At 63.4% G+C, this 19169-nt stretch carries 1 protein-coding gene; it reads right to left on the bottom strand.

Features of this window, described 5'->3' with window-relative positions; translation table 11 throughout:
* Window positions 1-2 precede the first annotated feature (2 nt).
* Window positions 3-19142 (bottom strand): Ig-like domain repeat protein, encoded by a 19140-nt coding sequence (locus tag ACTG4X_RS13685; RefSeq protein WP_440534032.1) that lies wholly within the window; start codon window positions 19140-19142, stop codon window positions 3-5.
* Between the last annotated feature and the right edge of the window lie 27 nt (window positions 19143-19169).

Raw genomic sequence — 19169 nt, 5'->3', positions numbered from 1 at the left:
GGTTAGCGCCTAAGATAAGCCTGCGGTTGATTTGGCGTCACAATAACAACAGTATTGGTGGTTGGGGAATACTGGAAAAATTTTTGCACTTGAGATGTGGATGTGCTCTTGGAGCCAATCGTACCATCAATAATGACACCTTCCGAAGGAATTCGGATGTCGGGTATTGTGTAATTTCCGCTGCCGGCAGGGTCTCTCAAATAGCGGTTAACCAGTACGGAGTCACTTAGATTTTGGAGGGCGCCTCCTGGGGCCAGCGCAATCTTAAGTGCAGTTCGAGCTTGCTTGTCTGCCACCTGTCCCAACCTCGTTTGGTCAGATACATTATCTGGTGTGTTCAGTGTTCCCGCAATTTGCTGGGCTTGCGCAAATGCATATCCAGAATCAAAGGCTTTTTGATAGAAGGCCAGCACTTTACCTGTGATAGGTCCGGCGATAACGGTTTGTCCATCGACTGTTGCAATGTTCTCGATGCGGCCTCCAGTCCATATCCCTCCATCTCCTGCAGTTGCAGTCGCTGGTTCACTGCTGGGCTGAGGCATGCCAGTAGACACAAAATCATTGATTGCTAACGCGCCACCATTAGCCTTGTAACTCAGATAGTCAAGATAGGTTGGATTTGAGTAGGGCGTTGGATTATTAATGCTGGGAATGACGGTCGTCGGAAAAGGCGAACTGCCCAACAAGCTGGAGACCCTCGCAGTAACACCAAGACTAAAGTCGTCGGGGTTGTAGCTAAATGATTGACGCCCCATACCCCAGTTCGTCGTCGCCCCATCGTCGGTGTGGACCAGTAAGCCGAGCCCGATACCAATTGGGCTCACGCCCGAAACACCTGTCGCCTGTCCAATTGCAGGAGCAACCTTTGTAGCTGGCTGCAACGTGAACCCTTGTGGATCGAAAACATTTAGAAGCTCGGGATCATTGACGCCAGGCAGGTATAGCGCGGCTGTAGTTGTCAGTCCTTGCGCGGCAGCGAGACTGCGGGCTAGTCCCTGTGTCGACATGCGGGAAGTGATCGGCGTGCCGTCGTCCCACATAGGGCTTTCATCGGCGACGGCGGGAGCAGGTGTCGGCGCGTTGGCCTGCGCCAAGATGCTGCTATTGATCTCGTTGCCCCAGGCGCTCACCGCATCGCCCGACGCTTGGAAGCCGTAGCCACCTGTGCCGTAGCCGAACCCCTGGGCGCCGCCAGCGTTGGCTTCGGTGACACCGGACGTGCTGAGCACAGCCTCTGCATACGTACCCCTCCCAATCGAACTCTGATAGCCATACCCCTGCAGCGGTGCGTCCAGCGCAATCGATCCAGACTGCGCCGCGCTGCCCAATGCAGGCACACGCGAACTCTGCCCATTCGCCGCTGCGATGGAGTCCCCCAACGCATTGCCAAACGCATCAATGGCCACCTGCTGATAAGCCACCTTGCCCCCGCGCATGGCGGCGGCGGCCGAGCCCGCGATAAGACCTGTTGTCAGCCGAGCCGCGAAGGCGCTGCCTGCGTTGTCCCCGAATGCTTTTCCGAACGCATCGCCGATCACCGGCCCCACGGCTTGTCCCACACCCGCCCCAACAGCGCTGGCCGCCACACTCCTCCAGCTAAAACTCGATTGCAGCCCGGTTGCCACCGCGATGCCCTGCGTGATTGCATTGCCCGCAGCTTGCTGAATCACACGGTTGCCCAGAGATTTCGCGCCATCACCAAGGAAGTCGATTCCCCCCTCACCACCGATGCCACCCAAACCAGCACTCGCGCCTCCGGCAATCGCACCAAGCGCTACGCCCTTCCAGCTGAAGCTGTCTTGCGCTCCGATGGCAACGCCGACCGCCTGACTTGCAATGGATCCGACAGCTCCGCCGATAGCACCGGCAGCAACCACGGTCGCTGCGGAATAGGTCACTCCGCCGATGACAACCCCGCCGGTGGTGCCAGCAGCGACTCCACCCATGGCACCGAGTGCCGCGCCTGCCGTGTAGATCGACACCACCACAGCCACCACCACCATGATGATCTGCCCGATGGCCCCACAGCCGCCATCCTGACTCTGCGGCATCGCCATCATGGTCGGGTTGGTGCCCTCCATGATCTTGCTCGGGTCATAGGGCTTGAACGTGCCACTGTTGTTCGCACTGGACACATGCGCCGGAATCGTCAGCACCTGCCCCACGCGCAACTCGGCGTTGCCGCCCAGCCCGTTGGCGTCCGCGATCAGGTACCACAGGTTCGCATCACCATAGGCGCCCTTGGCGATGCTCTGCAGCGTGTCGCTCGCGCCCACGGCATACGTGCCCGGCGTGCCCGCCGGGTAGTTGCCGTTGATCGGCTGATACCCGAAGCTGAAACTCGCCTTCTGCGTATAGGGCGTGAAGCCCGGCACCGGGAAGCTGATGCCCGCATAGAGCTGATCGGGCACCCAGCCATAGCGCCCCAACACCTCACCGTTGACCACCAACTGTCGCTGGCCCTGGATCGGGCTGGCCGGATTGCCGTAGTAGGCATACAGCGCCGTGCCGTTCGCGTCGTTGATGAAGAAATGGTTCTGCGTGACGGTCTGGTTGCCTGGATCGCCGGTGTGCGTCAGGAAGCCGTTGACGTCGTAGTTGTAGCCGACCAGTCCCTGCGAGGTCACGGTGCCGGCCGCCGGCCCCGTGGCCGGTCGGGTCTGGGTGAGGCTCGTGAGCTGCTTGTACCCTTCGGCGCGCTGCACCGTGTTCGTGGTGGTAGCGAAGGTCGGGTTCAGCGGATCGGCATTGGCGGTGTGGTACCCCAGCACGTTGCCCGCGTCGTCGTAGGTGTAGCCGACACCGCTGAAGCTCTGCCCGCTAGGGTTGACCAGGGGCGAGACATAAGCCAGCGTGCTCTGGTAGGCGACTCGGCCGTTGGCGTCGTACCGGCTTTGGCGCAGCTGGAGGGGGTCGTTGCCCGTCACGCCCTGGTATTGGGTGTGCAGTGCGATGTAGTCTGCATCCAGATTACCCGGCGCGCTGGTGAGCACACGGCTGGCCCCGTCATAGGTGCGTGCATCCACCACCGTGCCGTCGCGCGTGGTGCTCGTCAGCCGGTTCATGCCGTCGTAGCCGTAGACCTCCTCGGTCTCGCCTCCTGTTTGAGCGATCCATTGGCCATCGCCCTGCTGCACGATGCGAATGCCTTCGTGCTTGTCGCTGGTGCGCCGGCCGTTGTAGTCGTAGCGCAGGCGATGCCCATCCGGCCCCAGATACGAACCGTCGGCTGTGGCCGAGTCCGCCAATGTCTGGCGGTTCATGGCGTCGTACTGGAAGTAGCGATCGCTGTCCGGCGGCAGCGTGCTGACATCGGCATCGATCGCGTGGGTGTGGATGTGCGTGCGGTTGCCTACTTTGTCGTAGTCGATGGTGATGTACGCGCGGGCGTCCGCCACCCAGCGCATGCGCCCCAGCGCGTCGTAGGCGATGGAGTTGTCCTGGTAGGTGACGCCCCCCTGCACTGTGGTCTCGCGCAGCCGACGGCCCCCCAGGTCATAGCGGTAGCTGGTGGTCTGGCCGATAGCCAGATCCTGGATGCGGGTCTGCTGGCCGGCGGCGTCGTAGCCGTAGACGCGGTTCTGGCCCCGGCTGTTGCTCTGCGCGATGAGCTGGCGCGCGTTGTCGTAGTTGTAGGCGTAGTTGGCGCCGCCGATGTCGCTGTGTCCCTGCAGCTGTCCGAAGTAGTCGTACTTCCAGGTCGCCAACGCACCGTTTGCATCCATCTCCACGACCTTGCGATTGAGCGCGTCGTAGCCGGCCAGGGTGACTTGTCCTAGCGGCTGCGTGGTCTTGATCAGGTTGCCACGCAGGTCGTAGTCGTAGCTGACGGTTTCGTTGTTGCCATTGGTCTGCGACAACATGCGCCCCGCCTGATCCCAGCGCTGGGTCTGGTTGATGCCCACCGATTCGAAGGTGGTACGCATCAGCCGGTCGAGCTTGTCGAAGACGAACGATGTTGCGTTGTGCTCGGCATCGACGGTGCGCACCTTGTCGCCGAAGACGTTGTAGGCATGGCTGACCACACCGGTGTCTGCGCCGTTGCCATCCGCATGGAGTTCACGCACGAGGTTGCCGCCCGCATCCCACTCCTGGCCATTGACGTTGCCATTGGCATCGCGAACGGCGACCTGCCGTCCCATGGCGTCGTAGTAGATCTGCGTGACCGGCGCGTTGGCGTTGTTGATGTTGCCGTTGGCATCCACGCCCGAGTTACCGTCCGCGTCGGTCTGCACCTGGCGGATCATCTGGTTGTTGGCGTTGTAGCTGTAGTTCGTGACCCAGACGGTCGAACGCGGGTCGTTGATGCTCAGCACATTGCCCCAACGGTCGATGGTCTGCTTGACCAGGGGTCGCTGGTAACCGTCCACGCCGTTCAGGCCAAAGCCCTGCCCGATGGCGCGCCCACCCAGCAACGGATCCTGGCTGATCGGGTACGGGCCCATGTCCGTCGCGCTCCAGCCGTACTGCGGCGGTGTAGCAGGTGTGCCGGGCGTCGCAGGAACGTAGGCCGGCGTAGTGTCCGTGATGGACACACTGCCGTCGGCGTTGAGCGTCAGGTCACCCAGCGCATGCGCCGTGGCCGCCGCCCCCAGGCCGGGGAAGAATCCGTAGGCGTACTCGTAGATGCCTGCGGGCAGTTGCGCGCCTGTGACATTGACTTCCCAACCGAAATCGCTGCGCAGCCGGACCTCCAGAGGCAGGAAGCCGCCGCCACTGCCCTTGACGCGCACGCTGAAGCCGCTGATGGACCCAGGAGGGGGACCAGGCACACGCACCACGGAGACCGTCTGATAGATCGGGCCGGTCTGTTCGTCAATACCTATCAGTTCTTGCCGGGATTCGACATACAAGCCGTCGATATGGGGCAGGCCTTGCGCAGGGGTACCTGGTGTACCGGGTGTGCCGTCGACCTTGTTGATCTGGCCCGTGGCATGGGCATAGGGTCCGGCTTCGCCCGGATGGCTCCACAGGATCTCGTACTCGTACTGCCCTGCACCCAGACCCGAGAGGTTGACGGTGCTCCAGTCACTGCCCGCAGCCCGATTGATGCCCCATGGCGCACTCCAGCCGCCGCCCACCGGGCGCACCCGGATGGTCTGCAGATCCCCGGCACCCGGGCCCTGCCACTCGAGCGTCTGCGCCGAGCCATTGACGCCTGCCACACCCAAGGTGGCCAGCGGCCGCGGCGTGATGTTGAAGGTGCCTGCAGAAGTGATCCGATCGCTTTGCCCAGGTGCATGGGTGATGGCCTGGTATTCGTAGTTGCCCAACGCAAGACCGGAGAGGTCGCCACGCGCCGCATCGCCGAACCTTACCGTGGGAAGCTCGCTCCACGCGCCATTGCTGCCAGCCGGGCGGTATTGCACCTGCACCCAGGCGTTCGGATCGTCCGGACTCGCCACCTGCAGGCTCTGGCCGGCATAGCCGACGCCGTTCTGCGAGATGAGCGTCTGCCAGTTGGCCTGCAGGTCCTTCTTGGCCACGACAACGCGCGAGATGCGGCCGATGCCGCCGTAGGCATCCCCCACCGCGGGGCTCCAGCTGAGGCTGGTGCCGCCGTTGCCTTGCGTGGCATTGAGGATCACGCTCCTGACCTGCTCTGGCCCCTCGTTGCCCTGGGCGTCGATGGGGATGTAGTAGAGGTCGACGCGCACGTCGCCGCTGCCCAGGCCTGCGAGCGCATTCCAGCCGAGGTTGACGGTGTTGCTGCCGCTCCAGCCTTCGCTGCCGTGAACGGCGCGGGCGGCAATGCCTCCCACCAGCGCATCGGTGCCCACACTGACCCCGCCCTGGACCTCTTTGCGTTCCGGCAAGGCCTGGCTCAGGACGTGGCCGATCAGGTCATAGGTGGTGTCGGTGCGTCGCACGTCCGACAGCTGTGCGACCTGTTGCGCATCGGCGGCATTACGCAGGTTGATGTCGCCGCGCCCCGAACCGGCGCTGCTGATGTTGGCAGTCTGGCGGCCCTGCAGGTCGTACAGCGCGATCTTGTCCACGCCGTCACCGGCGTTGGTGCGCCACAGGCGCCCGGCCTTGTCGTAGTCGAAGTATTCGCCGAGCTGGCCGTTGACTCGCTTGGCCGTCAGTTCGCCGAAGGCGTTGTATTCCAGGGCCGTGTCCACTTTCGGGCCAGACACGCCGGCGCCCACATTGAGCGTGTCCTGCCCGGTGGCATCGGCCGGACTGCCCTGCCAGAGGGTGACCCAAGCGGTGCCGTTCCATTGCAGGATGCGGATGGCCGTGACGCTGCCGATGGGTTCGTTGTCCGGTGAGACCGTCACGCCGTCAGGCCCCAGCACGTCGCCCGGGATCGGGAAGGTGCGGGAGTAGCTGGCGGGGTGGCCTGCCACCGTGGAGGGCCCGGTGTTTTCTCCGCCAGCAACCTCGTAGCTGGGGGTGATGAAGTCGAACTGAATCTGGACCTGGCCGCCTGCGGCGTTGACGAGATTCGCCAGGTGCCACAGATTGACGTTGCCGTAAGTCGCTGTCGGCGGAGCGCTGCCGTCGGGGGACTGCACCGGGTTGCCGCCCTCGCCGTTGCCATACGTGCCAGGCGTCACATCAGCGCCGGGTCGGGTGCTGTAGATCCCGTTGGCCGCGGCCGCGCCCTGGGTGTAGTCCGTGCCGTCGGTGGCTGTGGCGGGGTCGTAGATGTGTGTCTGGTGGCCCAGGGCGTCGTAGCCATACGCCCGATACAGGGTGCGCGTGGTGCCGGCGTTGTCGGTGACGCCCTGCCACTCCTTGGCGATGAGGCCCTGGCTGTTGTAGGAGCTGTAGTGGTTGACGCCCATGGCGTCGGTGCTCTGCACCGTGTGGCCCAGGGCGTCGTATTGAGCGAAGGTGGTGCGGTCGGTTCTGGCGAGCGTGTCCGCGTCGCTCCATGGATCCACTGGCGTCCTGTCGGGCAGGTACAGGTGGTCGAAGCCTGTCATGAACGAGAGCGACGGGCCCACGTACCGCGTCAGTTGCGCATCGAAGGGGCCCGTTGCATTGCCCCCGAGATAGACGAGCTGACTTTCGTCCACCACGTAGGGGTATACCGGATTGGTGGTGAGCGCCTCGACCTCCGCCAGGCTGGTGGTGTAGACCACGTCGACGAAACCCGGCTGCGCCGATGTCAGTCTGTACAACCTGACGCCGCCTGATGGCGGGGTCGTGGCGACATAGCCCTGGACGCCTTCGCCCACGACATACGGCATCGCCAGCCAGGACTGGTACTCCGACAGGCTGGTCGTGTAGAGATGCTTGCCGAAGAACGTGTTGTTGATCCTGTACAGCGCGGTCCCGCCCTCGAAGGGGGCGCTCGCGATATAGCCAACTGGACCTTCCTTGGCCCAGGCTGGATTCCCCTCGATGAGGCCGACCTCCGGATTGGGCGCCAGTGCATAGGGCGGCAGCGGGCTGGGGGCTGCGGGTGCGCCATTGGCATCGGCGCCGTTGACATATTCGGTCTTGAGCACGACGTTGCCGTACGCGTCGCGGCGAAAGACGGTCAGCGGGGTAATGGCCGCACCGCTGACGGTGCTGGCGCGGGTGGGCTCGGCCACCGCAGTGACGCGGCCCAAGGCGTCGTAGTAGCTGTAGGTGGTGGCGCCCTTGGCGTCGGTGGTGCTCGTGAGGTTGCCCACAGCGTCGTAGCCGTAGCTGGTGGTCAGGTCCCCGCGCGTGCTGGTGCCGTTGGACGCGGTGCTGTACTCGACGTTGCGCCGGGTCTCGCTGGTCTTGCGGTTGTTGAGGTCGTAGAAGGTGTCCACGCGCCGGTCGTTGTTGGCATCCACGACGGGCGTGGGTGGTGTGCCGCCGGCACCCGCACCGGCATTCACTGCGCCGGTCCAGCCCGCAAGGTTGCTGGTTCCGATCCAGCTCACCGCCTTCGCATACTCGATGCGCATGGCGATGTTGCCCGCCGCATCGAAAGCCTGGGTGGTGAGGTAACCCAGCGCATCGACGCTGGCGATCTGCTGGCCGCGCTGATCGTAGAAGTTGGTGCTCAGAGTCCAGGTGTTGGCGCTCTTTTGCAGCGCCACCTGGGTGAGTTCACCGAAGGTGTTGTAGGTGTTGCGGGTGGTCTTGCCCGCGAAAGTATCCTGTGCGGTATCGCTACCGCCCTCGTGAACGTAGACGGCGGCCTCGCGCACCTCGATGCCACGGCCCAGGCGGTCGTAGGTGGTCCACAGGGTGCGGTCGGCATCGTGGAGCAGCGCATCGACCGTGGACTGGACCTGCGCGCGCCCCAGGCTTGCCGGATGGCCGGCACTCAGGCCGGTGGCCGCGCCATAACGCGTGAGTTTGGTGGCGTCGCCGAAGGCATTGCGCTCGTAGCCGGTGACATAGCCCAGCGCATCGACTTCATGGGCCACCCGCCCAACGAGGTCGTAGGTCTTGTAGCTGTAGTTGCCGCCGATGTCGCGATTGGCAATGGCGTTGCCCAGGGCGTCGTAGGTGGTTTCGGTGTAGAGCGTCTGGGTGGTGTCGTGGCGGCCGTCGAGGCCATCCACAGTGAAGGTGTCGCTCGAGGGGTCGTACACGCCCACCGGCGGATAGGTGACCTTGACCTGGCGACCGACCTGGTCGTAGGCGTAGGTAGTGGTGCGCTGCTCGGGCCGCCCCGCCCCTTCCGTGCGGCTACGCAGGTTGCCGAAGCTGTCGTAGGTCAGCACCGTGATGACATTGCCGACGCCGCTGGCACCCGCATTGACCTGCAGGCGGCCGTCGCCGCCGGGAGTGACGGCGGTGAGTTCGACCTGCGGGGAGATCTCCCGCAACATGCGGCCGCCGAGGTCGTATTCGTAGTGCCACACCGCGCCCTTGGCGTTGGTGTAGCTGGTCTTGTTGTCCAGCGCGTCGTAGGTCCACGCCTGCGTGAACCCCATGGCGTCGACGCTGGAAAGGACGCGCCCTGCGGCGTCGTATTGGGAGCTCTTGCTGCGGTCCTCGGGGCTGACAACGACAGCTGCGGCAATGGCAGCCGCCGTGTTGGCGGTGCCCGACGGGATGGACAGCGCGTACTGCGTGGTGCTTCGCACCTGGCCCAGGCCGTCGTAGTCGGCCCGGGTCACAAAGCCCATGGGATCGATGCCGTAGATCTTCCACCCACCCGCATCGAAGACCTGGCGCGAGACACGGTCATTGATGGCGTCGAGCACCGTGCGCGCGCGGATATCGCTCGCGCTGGCGGTGCTGCTCAGCCCAGCGACATTGATCGCCTGCGCGTATTCGTGGCTCTGCACCAACTGGCCAAGGCCGTCGTAGCCGGATTCGGTCGTGCCGCCCTGGGCATCGACGGCGAAGACCTGGCGGTTGGCCTGATCGTAGGCAAAGCGCTGGATGCGGTCGGCTGCGGCATCGGCCGAGACAGTCCCCTGCAGCGCTGCGTCGGTGTAGGTCGTCGCGGCACCGGGCGCTGCGACGGCGTTGGCATAGCCGATCTGCTGAGTGACGTTGCCAAAGGCGTCGTAGACGGCCCGAGTGACGCTTCCCAAGGCATCGACAGTGAAGGTGCGGCGGCCTGCGCCGTCGTGAGCGAATACGGTGATGCGATCCGTGCTGCTGGCCACCGCGCTGGAAGGCAAGACGCTGGCCGAGACAGGTGTGGCGTACTGCACCTGACGCACAAGGCGACCCGTGCCGTCGTACGTCATGCCCGTGACTGCACCCGTACCGTCGGCCTGCCAGGCCAGGCGGCCGGCCGTGTCGTAGACATTGCGGATACGCACGTCGTGCGCGTCGTCGGCCTTGCCTGCAAGGGCCGAGGCCAGCGAGGCCGCGCTCGACGCGTCGCCCGGATTGACCGTGTTCGCATAGGCGCGCTGATCGATCACATTGCCATTGCCGTCGTACTGCAGGCGCGTGACGGCACCCAGCGCATCAACGCGCCAGTTCTGACGGTTCGACGCGTCGTAGAAGTAAGTGCTTGTCCGGTCGGCCGAACTGACAACCACGCTGGCCGGATCTGCCCCTTCGGCGATGGGGTTGGCGTACTGGCTGCGGCGCGCAACATTGCCGTTGGCGTCGTACTCGGTCTTGCTGACGGCGCCGATGCCGTCCACGCTCCAGGTCAGCCGGTTGGCCGCATCGTAGACATTGCGCACGCGCTGATCGTGCGCATCGTCGGCCACCGGTGCGGGCGCCGTGTGGCCGTCCCAGGCGGCGAGTGCGGCTACCGTGAGGGGCATGACATAACTGCGCTGGGCGACCACATTGCCATCGGCGTCATAAGTGCGCTGGGTGACATTGCCCAGCGCATCGACGCTCCAGGTGGCACGGTTGGCGGTGTCGTAGACCGTGCGCACGCGCTGATCGCGGGTTGAGTCGGCAACAACAGGGGGCACAGACGTGCCGTTCCAACTGCCGAACGCGGCATTGGTCAGCGCCGTCGCGTAGGCGAGCGACTCTGTGACATTGCCATTGGCGTCGTAGAAGTACTGGACCACGCCACCGGTACCGTCCACCTGCCAGGTCGCCCGGTTGAGGGCGTCGAAGACCGTGCGCACGCGTTCGTCCCGCGCCGCATCTGCGGTGACGATCGGATCGCGATCGCCAACAGGGTTCCAGCTCGCCAAGTCAATGCGGTTGGCATAGGCGCGCGTCTCGATGACGTTGTTGGTCTTGTCGTACTTGTATTCGACGACAGCACCGGTCCCGTCCAGACTGAAGCGCAGGCGACCATCGCCATCGTAGCGGCGGCCCTCGATGATGTCCGAGCCGACACTGACCACCACCTTCGCCTGCACTTGCGCGACAGTTGGGGCATTGCCCAGGCCCGAGGTGTCGATGGGCACCGCATACGAGGTGCGGCGGACCACCCGCCCTTCGGGGTCGTACTCCTGCTTTGAGAGGTTGCCCAGCGCATCGAGCGTGAAGACCAGGCGATTGTTGGCGTCGTAGGCGTAGCGCGTGGCGTTGCCGTTGGCATCAATGGAGCGGGTGACGTTGTTGGCCGCGTCGTACTCGTAGCTGCGCGTGAGGTTCAGCCCCGAGGGGTCGACCTGCTCCTTGGTGCGCCGGCCGGCGCCGTCGTAGGTGTACGCGGTGACGTTGCCGTTGGGGTCGGCGACCGTGAGCACCTGGCCGGTGGTGTCGTGGGTGTAGCTGGTAGTGAGGCGCAGACCCGTGGGATCGACCACCTGACGCACGGTCTGGCCGGCAAGGTCGAACTCGGTGGTGGTGACGATGCCGCGAGGATCGGTGACGCTGACCACCTGCCCCTTGGCGTCGTAGGCGTAGGTGGTGGAGAGATTGAGACCTGTGGGGTCGAGTGTGCGGGTCAGCAGGCGGTTGGCCGCGTCATACGTGAAGTTGGTGACGACACCATTGGCATCTGTGCTGGTCAGCTTGAGGCCGGTCTTGTCGTAGGTGGCGCCTGTGGTGACACCCAGCGGCTCATTGGTCCCGATGAGATTGCCACTCTTGTCGTAGTTGTACGTGGTGACATTGCCGCGACCGTCCGTGACGCTCTGGGTCTGCCCCTGGCTGGTATGGACCGTGGTGACGCTCACGCCCGCAGAAGTCGAGACGGTGGTGCTACGGTTGGCCAGGTTATAGCCGAAGCTCGTCCAATAGCCGATGGTATCGCGCTGGTACATGACGCGGTTGAAGGCGTCGTATTGCGTCAGTTGCTGGCCATTGAGCGGATTGGTGGTCGTCACTATCCGACCGAGACGGTCGTAGGCGATCTGGCTCCGGTTGTTGTTGCCGTCGAAGTTTTCAATAACACGACCGAAGGCATCGTAGGTCTTGCGCTGCGTGATGGCGAGGGTGGCCGCATCGCTCACGCGCTTCGTCGCCAGGCCGCGGCGGTCATAGCTGGCTGTATCCGTGACAACGTAGCCATTCTTCAGTGCGTAGCTGCTGGCGATGGCTTCGCGGAAGGCGTTGTAAGAATAGCTGGTGGTGCTGCCCAACGCGTCAGTGCTGCTGGCCTCGGTGCCGGTGGCGTTGTAGATATGCAGGACATGAGTGTCCTTGGTGGCGTCGGCCACTGCAGCGAGCTGGCTGGCCAGGACGGCGGTATTCAGGCCACCGGGCGTGGTTGCGCCCAGAGTGGAGACATCCACACGGGTGCCGTAGACGACCTGCTCGTCAAGTTGGCCAAGAGCGCTGTACTTGCTCTCGGTGACTTCGCCTAGGGCGTTGACGGTGTAGCGCAGCCGGCCAATGGGGTCGTAGAAGAAGAGCGTGCGGTGGCCGTTGGCGTCGGTGGTGCTGGTGCGACGCCCCGCTGCATCGTAGGTGTGGGTGGTGCCGTTGGCAGCCCACAGGGCGAGCGGATCGCTCAAGGCGACAGCATCGCTGCCGCGGCCGTCGAGCTCGCCGATGAGTCGGCCCTGGATGTCGTAGAGCGCGCGGCTGGTGCGCTCGTCCATGGTGCCCACTGCGGTGGTGGTCTGCACGAGCTGGCCGACGCTGCTATAGGAAAACTGGGTGACGGTGCCTTCGACATTGGTGCGGCTGACCAACTGGCCTGCGTTGTCCCATGTCCGGATCACGTTTTGATTCTGAGAAGCGTTGGTCGTCGGCCGGATGCCGTTCAGTGTGGACGTGCTGCTGATGGCGCCCACCTTGTCGGCGTAGCGGATGGTCTGGATGACGTTGCCGCGGGTGTCGTAGACGGCCTCGGTGAGGTAGCCTTCGCCATCGACTTGGGCGACGATATGGCCCTGGGCGTCGTATAAGTTGTAGCTGTGGATGTCCGCACCACCCCAATCCTGCGGACGCACGCCTGTCAGGTTGTAACTGGCGCGTGCGACGGCTATTGCCGCGATTCGATTGGCAGCGCTGGTGAAGCTGGTTGCACGATTGGCGTAAGCGATGGTTTCTACCAGTTCGCCTGCGGCGTTGTACTTGTACTCAGTGAGATAGCCCTCGGCGTCCAATGTCCCTTGAAGCTGGCCACTGCGGTTGTACAAGCGAGTGACGGTACGGTCCTGGGCGTTGTCGAGATTGACCAGGATCGTGGTGACGGGCACGCCCTCGACGACCTGCGTGAAGCTGACTTCGCTGTCGGTGTTGTGCGCATCGCCAGCGTAAGTGGCCGTGAAAGTGTGCGTGCCTGGAGGCAGCGATACACCCGACAAGGTCGCCAGGCCGTTGACGACCTGGACCGTACCCAGCAGCCGCGTTCCATCGTAGAAGCTCACCAAACCACCGGGTTGGGGGCCGTTGACCTGAATCGACAGGGAGCCATCCTTGGCGATCGAGCCCGACGTCAGGTTGATCAGCGTCGAAGGTGCCTTGGCTATCGTGACGTTGGCTGTGGTTTGCGAGGTGGCGTTGTTCGCATCGCCGGAATAGACCGCCTTGATGGAATGCGAACCCACCTCCAGACTACTCACGCTCAAGCTGGCTTTGCCGTTGACCAAGTTGACGATGCCCAGAAGCGTGGTGCCGTCGTAGAAGCTGACCGTGCCGCCCTCGGGACGCCCTTGGCCCGAGCTGTTGGCGGTTAGCACCAGGGGCGAACCGTAGACAGGTTGTGCGGGAGAGAATGCCAATCCGGTCGAGGAGGCGATCGGAGCGGACGTAATTTGCAGCGCCAATGCCCCCGACGTGCTCACGGCATGACTTGTGTCACCTTCGTACTTCGCGGTGATGCTCGCGGCGCCCAAAGGCAGGTCAGTCGTAGCCAGCGTTGCTGCACCATTGACGATGCTGGCCGTGCCAATGACAGTCGCGCCGTTGTAGAAAGTCACCGTCCCGCCGGGATCAGGAGCCGTCGAAAGCCCAGCATTCAAATGGGCCACGACCGCAGTCAAGGAGACCGGTGCACCCAACGCGCCCTGAGGTCTTGACGAGGACACCGAAACGGTGGTGGTCGCTGGTGGAACGACAGCCGGGTCGTTCACTGGACTGGAATAGGTGACCGGGGCATTGATCGAGGAGCCCGAATAGACCGCGGTCACCGGATTCGTCCCCAGCGGCAGATTCCTCATCTGCGCATAGAACCAGGGATTTGTCAGCGTGGACACATCGACGCAACCCAGCAACTGATCACCCACAAAGTAGCTGATCGTGCCCCCTTCGGTGAGCAATGCAGAGGGTGCAACGGTGTAGATGGAGGCAGTGAGGCCGTACGGGAAATTCCCTCCGAACACGTCAAATACACGGTGCTGCGTCCCCGTCACCACCAACGGCGGCACCGTGCCCGTGCCCGCCGCGATCTCGACATTCGCCGTCTGCGCCGTGACGCTGCCGTAGTTGTCCTTGTCGCCCGAATAGGCCGCCTGAATCGCGTGCGAACCTACTGCCAGGTTGTTGACCGACAAGGTGGCTTGTCCATTGACCACCGTTGCGGTGCCAAGGACGTTCCTTCCGCTGAGGAAGGTCACCACGCCGGTCGCTCCTGCACCAGCCACCTGTGCCGTCAGCACAATCGTGTCATCCTGCGTCCCCGTCGCAGCAGATGCACTGACGGAGGTGAAAGTGACCGCGGGATTGGTTTGATGACTCAGTACGGCGGAGACACTTGGGGCATTGTAAATTTCATCTCCGCTGTAAATTGCCGTCAGGGTTGACGCTTGCAGCGGCAAACTATTGAGCGTCAGAGTTGCACGACCATCAACAACGGTTGCGCGCCCCAAAAGAATCGATCCGTTGTAGAAATCGATGACTCCCTCAGGCTTCGATAACGTCTGCGCGTTGGCCGATGTCACGGTGGCGGTCAAAGACACAGGTGCACCGAAGTTCGATGGCTCGTTGGATATCTCGAGCCTGACGGAGGGCTCAGGCAGACCGACAAAAGCCTGCACCCCCTGCATGATTCGCACGCTTTCGGCGACGGCATTACCTTCATCCCCTGAGTACCGGGCGGTGACATAGGCTGCACCAGCAGGTAGCGCGTTGGTGGTCAGTTGTGCCCGACCATTCACCAAAGTCGCAACCCCAATAATGGTGTTCCCGTTGTAGAAGGTCACCGTCCCCGTGGGATTGGGAGCTGTTGACGCACTCCCATAAGTACGAGAAACGGAAGCAACGAACGTCACTGGCGCGCCCACCGTCGCACGGGGCTCGGAAGATGTGATGCCAATCGATACAGGGCCGGGCGGAACGACAGCCGGGTCGTTCACTGGACTGGAATAGGTGACCGGGGCATTGATCGAGGAGCCCGAATAGACCGCGGTCACCGGATTCGTCCCCAGCGGCAGATTCCTCATCTGCGCATAGAACCAGGGATTTGTCAGCGTGGACACATCGACGCAACCCAGCAACTGATCACCCACAAAGTAGCTGATCGTGCCCCCTTCGGTGAGCAATGCAGAGGGTGCAACGGTGTAGATGGAGGCAGTGAGGCCGTACGGGAAATTCCCTCCGAACACGTCAAATACACGGTGCTGCGTCCCCGTCACCACCAACGGCGGCACCGTGCCCGTGCCCGCCGCGATCTCGACATTCGCCGTCTGCGCCGTGACGCTGCCGTAGTTGTCCTTGTCGCCCGAATAGGCCGCCTGAATCGCGTGCGAACCTACTGCCAGGTTGTTGACCGACAAGGTGGCTTGTCCATTGACCACCGTTGCGGTGCCAAGGACGTTCCTTCCGCTGAGGAAGGTCACCACGCCGGTCGCTCCTGCACCAGCCACCTGTGCCGTCAGCACAATCGTGTCATCCTGCGTCCCCGTCGCAGCAGACGTCTGAATCGAGATCGCGGTCGAAGACGGCATTCCTGTAGGAGAAGTGCTGGAGGCATTCAGCGCGTCACCTGCGTATTCGGCTCGGAAAGAACTGACGGCGCTGGATCCAGTCCGCGCTAGCGTCGCAACGCCATTGATCAGAGACGCAGTTCCGACAAGAACTGCTCCGTCGTAGAAAGAAACCGTCCCTCCCGGCAAGGAAGAGGGCCCCAAGCTCGTCGCCACCCGAGCAGTCAAGACAGGGGCAGTACCCGCGCCACCGACCTCCAATGTCGTGGTTGTCGGATTCGGCTTGGCTGTCAATCCACGAGTCAGTGTCACAGGCGCGTGGACAGCATCACCTGCATACTCGGCCCGCAACGTGAAGTTCCCAACCGGCAATTCGGTTGTGGTCACGGTGGCAAGCCCGTTGACAACCGCGGCGCGAGCCACCAAGACATCTCCGCTGTAAAACCTTACCTCTCCTGAAGCCAGGGGCAAGTTAGGCAACTGAGCCGTCGTCAATGTGACCGATATCGAGAATGGCTGCGAATACACGAGCTCCGAGGCGCTCGGCGAGAAGCTCATTACCGCACCCGTCGTGGCGCCAGTGATGGTCTTGGTGGCAACGGCCGATACGCTGGCCGGTCTGTTCACATCGCCCGAGTAAGCCGCCCGGATGCTGTTCGCCCCCACCGGTAGCTCGTTGGTCGCGAGCACCGCCTTGCCATTGACCACCATCGCACTTCCAATGACCATTTCTCCACTGAAGAAGGTCACCATGCCGCCAGGATTCACACCCTCGATTGTGGCGGTCAATGTGACCTGCGAACCCAGCGGCACCGGATTCGCGTTGTCTACGGCAAGCGTGATTCCCCCCACAGTGGCGGGATTGACCAGCAACTCGATGTTCGCCCCATTGCCCAGCTGGCTCACATCGATCGGATTGGCCAATTGCGTCACGCTCAGAATGCGCGACGCCCCGTCATAGGTCGTCTGCGTCACATACCCCAGCGCATCCACTTGCCAGGTAAGCCGGTTGGCCGTGTCGTAGAAGCGCCATACCTTCTGGTCCTGCGCCGCACCCGCCGGGCGCAGCGCTGCCAGGCTGGTCGTCGTGTTCGCCTCGCTCCACGCCGTGGTCGGCTTGCCTGCCCCGTCCACCAGGCTTGCCGTACTGATCGGCGTCGCGTACGCAACGGTCTCGCGCAATTGCCCATTGGCGTTGTACACGTACTCGATCACCGCCCCGATCGCATCGATGTCCGCGATTTTGCGGTCCGCCTCGTCGTACAGCATCCACTTGCGCACGCCCGTGGGGTCCTGCGTCATCAGCAGGTTGCCATCCTTGTCGTAGGCGTAGGTGGTGGTGCCCAGCACACCGGTGCCGGCACTCTGCTGGGTCACGCTGACCAGGCGCCCGGCCTTGTCGTAAGCTGAGACGGTGACCAGCCCATTGGCGATGGTCACGCTGGTCTTGCCGTTGGCGTCGTCGTAGCTGGTAATCGTGGTGTTGGGCGTGGTGCCGCCATCCAGCGACGGTGCACTGACGCTGAGCACGCGGCCCAGGCCGTCATAGGTGTAGGTGGTGACGGCCGTGGCGCCGCCTGCCACGGTCGCCGGCTCGATCTTCTGCAACAGCAGCCCGCGCGGGTCGTAGATGTACTGCGTGGTCGCTGCGGTACTGGCCACGCCACTGCCATCGGCGGCCGTCGATGCGTAGGTCGTGCGGCTGCTCAATTGGCCGCGCGCGTCATAGACCAGCTCTGTAAGCTCGGTCCGCGTGAGATCCCGGGCAGAAGCCCAAGTGTCCAGCTGCGCCTCGGTGGGCACATCGCCAAGGGCTAGGTCAGCTGTGTTGTACGCAGTGCCAGCGTACTTGATGGCGCTGGTGCGCTGGCCGTAGGCGTCGTAGCGGTACTCGGTGACATCGCCCTGCGGCGTGATCACAAAGCGCAGCCGATTGGCATTGCCTGCCGCGTAAACATAGCGCGTGGTCTCGGGCAGCGCAGCATCCTTGTTGAACGCGGCACGATCGACCACGGCTGCATCGGCGTAGATCGTGTCGGTCAGCAGCTGGTTGGCACCGTTATAGATGCGCACGCGGGTGTCGCCGGCCGAGTCGACTTCCCGCGTCAGGTTGCCATGGTCGTCGTACTGCAGCGTGACCTTATGGCCTTCGCCGTCGGTGATGAGGGTGACGTTGCCCTGGGCATCGTACAGGTAGCTGACCTGACCCAGGCCGGTGGCGTTTGCTGCGGTGACGCCGCTGCGCACCTGGAGCAACTGGCCCTGGACGTCGTACAGGTAGACCGATTGAGCGCCCAGAGGGTCCGTGACCGTGGTGGTGTTCTGGGCTGCGTCGTAACTGAAGCGGGTGATCGCGCCGAGAGCGTCGGTGACGGTTTCGACCTTGAAGCCGCCGCCAGCCTGCACATAGGTGAAGCTCAGCTTCGTGCCATCGCTCTGGGTGACACTGGCCACTCGCTTGCTGGCGCCGTCGTAGGTGTAGGTGGTGACGTAAACGTCGTTGTCCGACACCGCGTTGTCGTCGGGCGAGAGGTCGACGGTGACCTGAGACAGCCGATTGCTGGCGTCGTAGGCGTAGCGGACAGTGGTGGTGGTGATACCGCCCGAGACGGTTCGAATCTGGGTGAGGTTGGTGCCGCTATAGTCGTAGTAGCTGACGTCGCCGTTGGCGTCGGTGACGGACTGCACAGTGCCGTTGGCGTTGTAGGCGTAGCTGACGGTGTTGCCGTCGGCGTCGGTGGCGGAAACGAGGCGGCCTTGCCCGGTAGCTTGGTAGCGCTCGCTGAGGCCGCTGTCGCCATCGGTCCAGATGAACTGCGAGGCGCCGCTGTCGTAGGCGATGGCGTCGAAGGCACCGGAACCAGCGGAGCTGACATAGCGGCTCTGGGTCGTGTCCCACGTGTAGACAGCCTGGGCACCATCGCGGTCGGTGCGCGTCAGTGTGCTGCCGGCCGCGCCCACGGCGCCGGAGGTCAGGACGACCTTCTGGCCGAAGGCACCCACACTCCAGTTATCGCCGTTGTCGTCGGTCAGCAGGCCCTGGCTGTTGTAGGTACGTACGGCCAGGACGTCGAGCCCGCGACCCATGAGGACGTCATCGCGGTCCTGCAGCACGAGATTGCCGTTGGCGATGTTGACGAAGGATTGCTCGCCACTTCTGCCCTGCCCTGTCGTACCGAGTTGACCACGCTGCCCCAGAGTAGTCAACGAACTCAGGCTCAGACCCAGACTATTCCCACTGACGATTGCAACCATGACTTCATCCCTCGACGATGTTGACCATGGACATGCAACCTCCGGAAGTGAGCGCCGCAGTCCTCTGCCCAACACATCCAGGGAAATCTCAAAACGTTTAGAACTCGGCAGCGAAAAAAGGTGAAACGCGCCTGCGCCGTGAAATAGGTCACAAAAAAGCCCCGACGACACCCTGGATTTAGCTGATGCAGAACCGAGGGCAATGCTGGCGACAACCAATGGGATGGACGCCCCCACCCGTACCGGCATCGATGTGCCACAGTGGAAGTGTCAGCA

Source organism: Variovorax sp. YR566, from assembly GCF_051992195.1.
Classification (GTDB): domain Bacteria; phylum Pseudomonadota; class Gammaproteobacteria; order Burkholderiales; family Burkholderiaceae_C; genus Variovorax.
The sequence above is the reverse complement of the archived record's forward strand: the minus strand, read 5'-3'. Positions and strand labels throughout refer to the sequence as shown.